The 11,637-nt window shown below is 41.1% G+C and carries 9 protein-coding genes; 3 read left to right on the top strand and 6 right to left on the bottom strand.

All coding sequences use genetic code 11. The features are described 5' to 3' along the window. Window positions 1-76 precede the first annotated feature (76 nt). Window positions 77-1,192: an AIPR family protein gene (locus tag G1O98_RS32100; protein ID WP_163936989.1), complete on the top strand. Its 1,116-nt coding sequence runs from the start codon at window positions 77-79 to the stop codon at window positions 1,190-1,192. 155 nt (window positions 1,193-1,347) lie between these two features. Here G1O98_RS32100 and G1O98_RS32095 read toward each other — a convergent pair whose 3' ends face one another. From G1O98_RS32095 to nfi, 6 genes are all read right to left on the bottom strand, one after another. Continuing rightward, a complete protein-coding gene (locus G1O98_RS32095; protein WP_163936986.1) occupies window positions 1,348-1,683 on the bottom strand; it encodes a XisI protein in 336 nt (111 codons plus the stop codon). After that, window positions 1,671-2,090, bottom strand: coding sequence for a XisH family protein (locus tag G1O98_RS32090; protein WP_163936983.1), 420 nt, complete (start codon window positions 2,088-2,090; stop codon window positions 1,671-1,673). Before G1O98_RS32090 ends, G1O98_RS32095 begins: the two co-directional genes overlap by 13 nt. A gap of 115 nt (window positions 2,091-2,205) precedes the next feature. After that, complete coding sequence (locus G1O98_RS32085; RefSeq protein WP_163936980.1) at window positions 2,206-6,192, bottom strand: magnesium chelatase subunit H; 3,987 nt, start codon at window positions 6,190-6,192, stop codon at window positions 2,206-2,208. A gap of 512 nt (window positions 6,193-6,704) precedes the next feature. After that, window positions 6,705-8,663: an FHA domain-containing protein gene (locus G1O98_RS32080; protein WP_163936973.1), complete on the bottom strand. Its 1,959-nt coding sequence runs from the start codon at window positions 8,661-8,663 to the stop codon at window positions 6,705-6,707. A 113-nt stretch (window positions 8,664-8,776) separates the two neighbouring features. Next, a complete protein-coding gene (locus G1O98_RS32075; RefSeq protein WP_163936968.1) occupies window positions 8,777-9,316 on the bottom strand; it encodes an FHA domain-containing protein in 540 nt (179 codons plus the stop codon). A 107-nt stretch (window positions 9,317-9,423) separates the two neighbouring features. Further along, a complete protein-coding gene (gene nfi / locus G1O98_RS32070) occupies window positions 9,424-10,089 on the bottom strand; it encodes a deoxyribonuclease V (RefSeq protein WP_163936965.1) in 666 nt (221 codons plus the stop codon). 233 nt (window positions 10,090-10,322) lie between these two features. Between nfi and G1O98_RS32065 the strand changes: the two genes are divergently transcribed. Together G1O98_RS32065 and G1O98_RS32060 are read left to right on the top strand one after the other, a co-directional pair. Beyond that, window positions 10,323-10,841, top strand: a complete 519-nt coding sequence (locus tag G1O98_RS32065) for a hypothetical protein (protein WP_163936962.1) — start codon at window positions 10,323-10,325, stop codon at window positions 10,839-10,841. A 178-nt stretch (window positions 10,842-11,019) separates the two neighbouring features. Next, window positions 11,020-11,604 (top strand): hypothetical protein, encoded by a 585-nt coding sequence (locus G1O98_RS32060; protein WP_163936959.1) that lies wholly within the window; start codon window positions 11,020-11,022, stop codon window positions 11,602-11,604. Window positions 11,605-11,637 lie beyond the last annotated feature (33 nt).

Here is an 11,637-nt window from a genome sequence, read left to right as displayed (position 1 = left end):
TATCCGACACACGACCTTTGATTTCCCCACCCTTCAAATGTACGGAGCTTTTTCAGAAATCAAATATTAGTCCTATATTATTTTTGCTAGCAGAGTAGTATTACCTGAAATCTCAGGAATATCTGAATCGTATATAGGTACTCTACCTTTTTCTGAATTCAGAAAACTAATAGTTGATGAGTTCGACAATATTAGATTATCTATTTTTTATGATAATATTCGAGCTTTTCAAGGAAGTAATGATGTTAATCATGATATCGAGTCTACATTAAAGTCAGGAGAATTAGATAGATTTTCAGTCTTAAATAATGGAATAACAATAATAGCTAAATCATTAGATACTGTTGGCAATAGATTTAATATTCGAGATTATCAAATAGTTAACGGGTGTCAAACAAGCCACGTTTTATTTAACTGTAGAAATTTAAGTGGTATAAATAATTTACAAATTCCAGTAAAAATAATTGTTACAGACAAAGATGATGTAATAAATAGCATAATCAAAGCAACTAATCATCAAACACCTGTTAAAAAAGAAGAACTTGCAGCTTTATCTGAATTCCAAAAAAAATTAGAGCAATGCTACAACTCGTTTGAATCCTTTCATGCTGGAGAACAGTTATATTATGAAAGACGTTCAAAACAGTATCACGATAGAGCAGATGTACCGAAAAATCGTGTTATTACAATTCCCGACCAAATTAAAACTTTTGCTGCTATGTTTCTTGACCAGCCTCATAGAGTATCACGTTCCTATGGAGATTTATCCAGAGAAATAGGTAGTAAGATTTTTGGTGCTAATCATAGTCCAACAAGCTATTATGCAAGTGCTTTTGCTTACTATCGACTTGAAAATCTTTTTAATCAGAGAAATAGAAACAAGTTAGACCCTAAGTATAAAAAATGTAAATATTATTTGCTTATGGCTATGAGGTATTTGACCGCAGGAGCAGATATGCCGAGCTTAGATAATCAAAGAAAAATGGAACAGTATTGTAATAAAATTATATCTGTGCTTAATAGCCAGCAAGAATATTTACAAGTATTTGAGAAAGGAACTGAGATTATTGAAGAGCAGTTTCTGCATTTAAATATTAATATAGATAATCGTGACGTAATCACAACTGTAAGTTTTGTTGAACAGTTGAAAAAAAGACTAGAAAGCGAATTTTCAAAAGTAAATTCTAAATAAAGTAAATTGTATAGAATAGCACAAGAACAAAAAAATAATAGCAACTTAACTCTACTAACAAAACATTAGCATTATCTAGCCCATCAATATCATATAAACACAGGAGTTGGGGTTCACATTCATTGAGTAGTACTTGGAGATTTTCAAAACATCTCCTAACTCACTGCATATTCTGTAAACTGTCTCATAAAAGGAGACTGAAAACCTAACACAATATCTTCCTTGGGAACTCCCGCAGCTACCAAGTTAGCTGCGATATCATCTTCTGTACCATTCCACTGAAGCCAAATTTTCCCACCTTTAATATCAATATGAATAATACAACTATGTACCCAGTCTTGACCTTCCCACCCTACATGAACTATTTGATAATGGTTGCGTTCTGTATCAAAAATTGTTTCAACTTCTATATTTCCGTTAGCTGGTTTTTGCTCACTATAATCATGTAGTATCTGTTGTACAAGCTGGCGATATCGAGTTAATTTATCCATTGGAAAATCACCTCTTGCTCTACATCATAAATAAGCATTTTCACTTGATTTTCTGCTATCATCTCTTTAGGAAAATCAAGTTGAAAAAATGTTTTGTAAGTTGTTAAAGGTACTGCTAAATACAAAACACGCTCTGGTTGCCGCCGTCGTAATGCACCTCTATAATTAATAAACTGTCCTAATGCTGTATGAAATTCTGAAATAGCAGACGACCTTTCTAAAAAACTTTTGACTTCGACTGCAATTTTTTGTCCTTCACGTTCTGCTGCAATCAGCTTTTGGGCGGCTAAATCAATTGAAAGGTTAACTCCTCCCACGCTCATTGTGAGTGGATCGTGAGTAATTTGCCAACCATCTTTGTGTAAAGCTGTTTTCACAACTTCATGAAAGACATCTTTAGCAGACATACCTATCTATAATTATATATTTGATTTTCATTTAGCCGGATTACATAACAATTTGTCAAAACCGTTTTTTATGTAGAGACGTTTTATAAAACGTCCCTACATTTATAATTAGGGATTATTCTATCCCTTCAATTCGGTCTTCAACTTCTTGGTACAACTCGCGCAGACGATCTAAATTATCCTCGCTAGTCTCCCAATAACCGCGTCCATTAACTTCCAACAAAGTTGATACAATCTTGCGGAAAGAATGGGGATTAAGGTTCAGCAACCGTTTCTGCATTTCTTCATCTTTGATGAAGGTTTCGTTAGTATCCTCATAAATCCAGTTATCCACAGCGCCAGCTGTCGCACTCCAACCAGTGGTATTCACCAACCGCTTGGATAATTCGCGCACACCTTCATAACCGTGAGAGAGCATCCCCTCGTACCATTTGGGATTTAACAATTTGGTACGCGCATCCAAACGCACGGTTTCTGATAATGTCCGCACTTGGGCGTTAGCTGTGGTTGTATCTGCAATATAAGATGCTGGTTTTTTACCATCACCCCGCAGACTTGCCACCAGCTTCGTGGGATCTGAATCAAAATAATGGGAAACGTCCGTTAAGCTAATCTCGGAAGAATCGAGATTTTGGAAAGTTGCATCAGCAGTTTTTAATGTACTTTCAAAAATCTGCCGTGATTCGTCCATAATTCCGGGGTTATCGGAATTGAAGGAGAAGGATTTCCGGTTGAGATACATTTCCTGCAACTCGGCTTCGCTATCCCAAGTGCTGTTTTCTACCGCCAAGTTGATATTTGACGAGTAGGAACCAGAAGCGTTGGAGAAAACGCGCGTCGCTGCTTGACGCAGATTAATCCCCATTTCTTCAGCTTGTTGCAAAGCGTGTTTGCGAACAAAGTTCATTTCTAAGGGTTCATCTGCCTCGGCTGCCATCTTCACCCCTTGGTCTAGCAGGTTCATTTGGTTGATGAACAAGTCGCGGAATACACCAGAACAGTTGATTACCACATCAATTCTGGGTCGTCCCAACTCTTCTAAAGATATCAATTCCAACTTGTTCACCCGTCCCAAGGCATCGGGAACTGGACGCACACCCACCATCCACATAATTTGCGCTAGGGATTCACCGTAAGTTTTGATGTTATCGGTTCCCCAAAGAACGCAGGCGATGGTTTCTGGCCATTTTCCTTCATTTTCTGCCTTGTTACGTGCCAAAAGCCTGTCTACAACGATTTTGGCTGATTGAACTGCTGCTGTTGTTGGGATGGATTGCGGATCTAAAGCATGGATATTCTTACCCGTGGGTAATACATCCGGGTTGCGGATGGGATCGCCACCAGGACCCGGTAGGATGTATTCGCCTTCCAAGCCTCTGAGTAATGCTCCGAGTTCGTTGTCGGCACAAACTTGCTCTAGGCAGAATTCCAAATACTCAAATAGGGGTTTTAGGGCGGCGCTATCAACTTTGGGATAACCTGCTTTATGCAATGATTCTACCCAAGGTTCTTTTTTGCCCATGTTGAAGAAATTCAACCGGGAAACTAAAGAAACTCGTCCTTCCGCGTCGATTTGCTCTTGGACAAGGGCGGTAACTGCTGCACGGGTTGCTAAGGTGATGTCTTGGAGTAACTGGACATCTTCTAAAATGCCTCTGTCGTTATTTTGGTAAATATCGTCAATGTTACGTCCAAGGCTGTTAGCGATAATTCCCGGCAAGCCTTGAATTCCTTCTTCTTGACGATCTAGACTAGCAATGTTGACCAGAGTTGCGATCGCTTCTTCTGCACTTGGCGGTTTACCAATGACGTGCAAACCACAAGGCAACAACCGCGACTCGATTTCCATCAACTTGCGGTAGACGTTGCCAACAATATTATCGCGATCGTCGGCACTCATGTCTCTGGCATCGGTTTCTGGCAGGTGAATATCCTTATCCAGATTCACGATCCGGCATTTATCCATGATGCTGTTGACAATGGAAACACCGCGTCCACTATCTTTCAAAGTTTGGTAAGAAGCAATTAACTCGCTGAGTTCCTTCAAACCTTTATACAAACCAGCATTTTCTGCCGGCGGTGTCAAGTAGGAAATTGTTTCGGCGTAACTCCGACGTTTGGCAATTGTCGCTTCACTCGGATTATTGGCTGCGTAATAATACAAGTTAGGAATTGAGCCAATTAAGTTATCTGGGTAACAATCACCAGACATCCCCATCTGTTTACCTGGCATGAATTCTAAGGAACCGTGTGTACCAAAGTGCAGTACAGCATCAGCTTTCCAAACTTGTTCTAGGTAAGTGTAGTAAGCAGCAAAACCGTGGTGAGGACTAGCTGAACGGGAGAATAACAGCCGCATCGGATCGCCTTCGTAACCAAATGTAGGTTGGACACCGATGAAGACATTACCGAATTGCTTACCATAAATCAGCAAGTTTTGCCCGTCGCTGTTGAGATGTCCGGGAGGTGGGCCCCAGTTTTCCTCTAGGCGTTGAGAGTAGGGGGTTAATGCCTCATACTCAGGAACCGACATTTTGTAAGCAATGTTCAGTTCTGGGCTGTTGTACTGTGCCTGTGCGTCATGGATGACTTCTTGCATCAACGCTTCGGCGGATTCTGGCAATTCTGGTAAGTCGTAGCCGTTATTTTTGAGGGCTTTCATCACCTCGTAAATTGAGCCGAATACATCCAAGTAAGCGGCGGTTCCCACGTTGCCTTTATCTGGCGGGAAGCTGAAAACAGTGATGGCGACTTTTTTCTCCAGCTTCGGCTTGCGGCGGAGGTTCGCCCATTTTAAGGCGCGTTCGGCTACAGCTTCAACGCGATCGCGCAGTGCGATCGCTTTCCCTGTAGCCCCATCTCTACCCGATAATATAATTGGCTCAATTGCCCCATCCAATTCAGGAATCGCAATTTGCAAAGCTACTTGAATTGGATGTAACCCTAAATCGCTATCCATCCACTCTTCTGTGGTTTGAAATACTAAGGGTAATGCCACCATGTAAGGACGATTTAAGCGTTTGAGTGACTCAATTGCTTTGGGATGGTCTTGTCTGGCTGGGCCACCCACTAAAGCAAAACCAGTCAGCGATATCACTGCATCTACCAACTGTATATTGGTAGTTGGTTCATAGAAGTAAGCATCCACAGGCTTGGAGAAATCCAAACCACCAGCAAACACAGGTAATACCCGTGCGCCTAGTGCTTCCAACTCTTGCACCATTGCCACATAATGGGCATCATCGCCTGTAACTAGATGAGTGCGTTGCAATACTAACCCGACACAAGGAGCTAGGGGATCTTTTAGATCGCTAGAAATATCCTTACGAGCTGTATACCAATTGAGGTACTCTCTGACATCTTCAAACATACTGGGAGCCAAAGGATGCCAAATCCCTAAATCGGGATAAACCACCGGCTGTTCATACGTAGAAGGTGCAAAATTTTGTTTTTCTAAACCTTTAAATACATATTTATCAGCTAGCATCAGCAAGAAGTTTTCCAGATTTTCTGGAGAACCACCTAGCCAATACTGAAAACTGAGCATGAAATTTCGGGCATCCTGTGCCTTGTCCATTGGTAAAAACTTCAGCACTTGCGGCAGGGTTCGCAAAAGCTTCAGCATCCCATCTTGGAATCCCGCACCGGATTTTTCTTTGCGTTTCCGCATGAATTGGGCGATCGCACTTTTTGACTGACCCAACTGTGCCAAGGAAAAGCTGCCCATTTTACTCAGGCGCATTACCTCTGGCATTGAGGGAAAGACAACGGAAACATCGAGATGATCGCGGTGTGGTTCTACTGCTGCTACAACTTTCTGTGCTAAGTCTTCGATGAAAATGAGGGAAGCGATGAAGATATTCGCATTCTCAATTTCTCGTTTGAACTCCTCGTAATTCTCAGGGTCGCGGAGTTCCTCAATCAAGTACCCGCTGATTTCAATCGCCAAGTTGGGATTGTTCGCGTTAATGGTGCGAACTGCTTGCGACAAAGCACTCTGGTACTGGGACTCAAGCACGACATAGACCACCTTGATTAAACTACGTCCGCGTAAGTTATCAGGCGCAATGTGTCTAATGGTGGACTTGACGTGTGTGAACATGCTTCTTCGGCTCCTTTGATGCGTGTTCTCTGAAGGAAGTTCCTAGCGGCATCATCAGCCACAGGTAACTTGTGATCTTTAGGCAATATCTGTTTTTTATCAGAAAACGCTTGCCCAGTAGGCATTTTATCCCCTATATGACACAAATCGATATAAAAAACGAAATATTTCTTTGTAATTGTTGACTTTATATAAAAGTACTGGCTCACTTATTTGTAAACTTTTTGTAATATATTTTTATAGTTAAATAGCTATTTATCTATATTATTGCAGCTACAAAACAAAACCCGCACAAGCGGGTTGTAAAATTTTGATGTTTGGCGAAATGCTTAGGCGTAGAGGATTGTAGACATCGCCTAATTACTATAATTTCTTAATTAAAAATAAAGTTTAGCTTCTAACTGTTTCAAAATCTTCTTTGGATCGTTCTTATCTCACTTCAGAAATTTTCAAGCAGCAAAACCGGCAACAGTTAAATACTGTATTTTTCCTGTCTCGTGCAATTTCTTAAACTAAGGTGACTGATTTAACACCCACTTCAACCACTGCCTAAAAGAACTTATAGTATTCAAACGATTAATTCCAGTAGCACGGGTGGCAGCTAGTCCATCAACGGCGACTAATGCAGCATATTGCAAGCCCAAAAAACTATCAACGGCAGCATAAGGGCCACCTAAAGTAATAGCCCCAGCAGCATACATTTGACCTTTGCCACTACGCATTTCTACTAGTTCAAAATTGTTTGCTACAGTCAATCGCCCCAGATGATTGACAGGGAGATTGTAATGTTTCACTAAATCTGCTATCAGAGGATTGGCATCTACTTTAGCATCAAGTCCCGTAGCATCAACAATAAAATCAGCTAGCAATTTTATTTCCCCAAAGCTTTGCTCTCGGATACTGGTAATAGTTCGGTTTTGGGCATCTCGTTCTACATCCAAAACCTCACCGAAGGTAATTTGATACCAGCCTTCGCTGATACCCTGGGCAGTAATTTGCTGCCAGTCTTGGCGGTCGGCGGTGGTAGTTCCACCCCAGTCTGCTAATAAACGCTTGCGTTCATCGGGGGTGGCTTTTTCTAACATTGCCCGGAGTTCGCCGCCCCAACAGGCTTTTGGCCAGTTAAAGGGTTGAAATTCGTAATGATTTTTGACTAGGCGCTGGGTATTTTGAAATTTGTTGCCTTGAGGTTTAGGCGATCGCATTAAATGCAAAACTGCAATATTCCGATTTCGCTTTCTGGCTTCATAAATGCGCTGAATAATCCGCGAAGCCACAATTCCCCGCCCCCGAATCAATACCGTACCACCTTGTCGCTCTAGTTGCTCATAAACATGATCGTGGGCTTCATAAGCATTGACGACAGATTTAAAATCTTGATATTTTTCTCTATAAGCTTGCAAATCTGGAAGAAATTGAATTGCTGGATACCCAGTAGCTAAATGTAAATAACGAGTAACTAAAAAAGCATAATTTCCTGGGGCGCGAGAATAGGCCACGCAATATCTGCCATCATCAGTTTTGCGAATTGCCCTAACTCGTCCATAACGATAAATTTGATTCCAGCCAATGCGCTTCGCTTCCCGGTCTATGGAATCAAAGACATTACCCGCACGGGGTGTATAAGTTTCAGCAAATGTTGGTTCAGCAAACACTTGCCATAGGTACTTCAATGCTGAGTTTATCTGTCCCTTGCTGCAATCACGCCAAGCTTCGCGCAAGGCATAACTAGGCCAACCCCAAATATTATCAGGGCAAGAGTCAGAATTAGAACGCAGTCTTTCATATAAGGGAATTTGCGAATTCAAACAAAGGCGCTTGTAACGAGCATAAGGCTCTGCTTCCAATCCCAAAGCTACAATCTTGTCAGCACGCACACCACTAAGTCGCAGCAAATCAGCCCAAACAAAGCTACCCAATCCCGCCCCGATCGCTAGATAATCAGATTCATCTACTGATAGACCTGTAGCATGAAGCGCTTGGACGGCGACATTTTCCGATTGAAACGCTAGTGGCGGGAAATTACTTGCCAAGGGCGTTAGCGGCTGGGCTACAGGCAATGTGGGGTCTGGAAGATTGGTATTTGCGTTGAAGTGAATTGTTGAAGGGGGGCTGGTATCTGGTTCAGAGACGCTAGCACCAAATTTCACTGTGATTACATAAGGGCCAATTTGCAATGTATCGCCATTAGCCAAAACACTGCGTGTTTGTTGTTTACCGTTGACATATACACCGTTAACGCTGCCTTGGTCAATCACCACTAGCTGGTCTTGTTCCCAGTCAATTAGGGCATGGTAACGAGAAACCTCGTTACTGTTAAGCAGCATCCGAGAAACGCGCATTCCCCTAAGTTCGGCAGGTAAGCGAGGGAATTCTCGACCAAAAGCGATCGGTATATTCAACCTTGGTTCTCGCCGTTCTCCTGTCGCTGGTTCTTCCCAACTCAATTGAATTTGTAAGTCATTTGTCATTTGTCATTTGTCATTGGTCATTGGTCATTTGTCATTGGTCATTGGTCATTTGTCATTGGTCATTGGTCATTTGTCATTGGTCATTAGACTTGTTCAATGATTCCCCCTTGTTCCTAACTACCCGGTGCTACTAAAACACTCACAGCCGCAGCCAAAGATGTCCCACACCAATGACAACCAATTTGTAGATTCTCTCCTGGGGAAACTTTATGACATTTGGGGCATTCTAAACCATAAATTTTTAGCGCTGGTGCGGGAGGTGTTGGTGAATGGTGATGATGTCCGGGATGCGGTGGCATTAAAATTGTTGCTGGAATGCTGCCTGTGGAAACTTGAGTAACGTTGAGTTTTACTTGTCCTAAAGAGATATTAGTACCCTCTGTTAAAGGCATTTCACCTTGGACTAATTGCCGTCCATCGACAAGGGGGGGATTTTGCGATCGCAAATTTCTGATATAAAAGCGCTGTTGCTGGTGATGAAAAAAGATTTCAACGTGCAGACCAGATACAGTAGGATGACTCAAAATAATATCGCACCGTAGGGGATCGCGACCAATGCGGACAGTACCAGGATTTTGACTTGGCTGTTGTTCGTAAATGTTCTGAGTTTTATCTTGACCTGCATCGTGCCACTGTAAAGTTAGTGCGTTCATTGTTCTAACTTCGTAAATCGTATTTAGCTACTTCAACTTCCTTCTGTGCGATTCCTAACATGATTGAGCCGGTGGAAGCAAGTATTTAGAAAAAACTTCAACAAGCTTTATCTATCCGATGCTAATTTATCAGCGATGCGTGTAGTTTCTGGCAGCCGATATTTTGGCGTGCAGCGTAATACATAGTCAATTGCTGTAGGTAAACTAATGCGATGACCACTGGAGATGTAGAGAGGTTTTACCCCGGTGCGCGATCGCAAAACAGCCCCGACGGTTTCACCGTTATATATCAGTGGTTGGCTGCTGCCTTTGGTTTCTGCCAATTCCTCATACTTCCCTACCAACCTGGACTTAGCTACACCAATTGTTGGCATATCTATCAGTAACCCTAAATGGCTAGCTATACCTAATCTCCGGGGATGAGCAATTCCTTGACCATCACACAGGATGATATCTGGTGTTGTTTGAATTTTCTCCAGGGCATCGAGAACAGCTGGAATTTCCCGAAATGAGAGGAACCCAGGAACATAAGGAAAGGTAGTAGGGCGGTGTGCTAGGCTCGTCTCAATTACTTGTAAATCAGGAAAACTCAGTACTGCTACAGCCGCCCGGCTAATGGTTCCATCAGCTTCAAAACCCATATCCACTCCAGCAACGTACTGGATCGGTTCTTCTAGTTGATCCTCAGTAATTACTTGATCTCGCAGCTTTTCTTGGATAACTATGGCTTCTTCCAGCGTTGAAGGCCAAGCATGATCTCGATAAAACTTCATATTCAAAATGGGAATTAAATTGATTAATATTAATCCTGTTAATTTGGCAAGGGCAAAAACCGATGTTGATCCAGGGAAATATATTTTTTACAAAAGTCTGTGAAAGACTATCTTTATACTAAATATTTTACCCTAAGTTAGTTGATATTTTGCATCATAATGTTACTTAAGGCTGTTAAGAGGGAATTCTAAGAATATAAGCTTATTTTCCTAGATTTTCTCTTTTAGTGGTTATGACACAGCCGAATATTCTGGAACTTGCAAAACAGGGAGATGTAGATGCGATCGCATCTCTGATGAACCGCCACTTACACCCCAAAGGGATCGCTGCAAAAGTTGCCTTTCAAGATGCTTGGTTAGAGGTAACGCTAGAATCTGCCCAAGTACCAAATCAGCAAATTTTAGTTGCATTTATCCGCAAAGGTTTAACTGGTTTAGGGGCTGCATCTATTGAAAGCGTTAAAATTTATGGACAACAAACGGGTAAGAAGTTTCCAGCTTGGACTAAAGAGTTTAATCTAAGCATAGTAGAAGATGAATTAGCAACAGATAATGAGGAGTCTTCTAGTGAACCTCAATTTTTAACTATTTTTATTAATTTAAGTGGCGATACAGCGCGGGGATTAACAAACCAAGATTTTGAATCTATTGCTAATAAAATAAGCTCTGATATTTTATCATCTTGTACTGACGTTTTTATTCAAAAAGTAAGTATTAGTAATGGTAGCTCTGTGATTACAAAGGAACGTTAGTATTTAATTTTCCTGATCCAGAGGTTCAGAAAAAGAATCTAAAGTAGGGGCTTCTGCCAAAAATTCAATAAATCAAGGAAATTTTAAATATATAAATCTAAAAATTTTGGAGATGTTGCTTTTGCCTGTATGTGGGGAATCCTAAGATAGAGAATAATTTATCAGTTCTTCGCATCTATTGGTTATGAAACAGCCGAGTCTTCAGGAAGTTACTAAGCAAAAACTACAAAACTTTTATTGGCCTTTATGGTTTCCTTATCCTAGCTCTTGGTTAAAAGCATTAATTTTAAATCTATTTCTCAGCTTTATTATATTTATACTCAGTAATCCTGGAAAGGTAGGCTACCGTATCACATACTTGGTACAAAGCCCAGAATTATTTGCTATATTGACAATACTGTTAATCCTATCTCCAATTCCTATAATTTCTTTCACTCATCACTTCTTACACCTACTTATAAGTCATTTTATATCAGAAATCCAAGCACCAGAAATAGGTAGAACAAAAGGATTATTTCCAGGAATAATGAGTTGGTGGGAAGGATTGTATGCTTGGCTTGTAATTGCAATTTCTACACTGACAGCAGCTTTTTTATCGACAATGCTTTTGTCATTACTTAACATTAGTTACACCAAACTAGTTGAATACTACATAGAAATTGAAAATAAAATAATAGTAATATTTGGGCTGTTTTATATTTCTAGTGGGGCACTAACTTCTGGACTTTGGACTAAAAGGCTAGAGAAAAGCAGTCAGCAGTAACACTGACTGCCGTAAAGTCAATGAAAGTAATCG

The sequence above is a fragment of the Nostoc sp. UIC 10630 genome (assembly GCF_010747425.1).
Taxonomy (GTDB): domain Bacteria; phylum Cyanobacteriota; class Cyanobacteriia; order Cyanobacteriales; family Nostocaceae; genus Nostoc.
The sequence above is the reverse complement of the archived record's forward strand: the minus strand, read 5'-3'. Positions and strand labels throughout refer to the sequence as shown.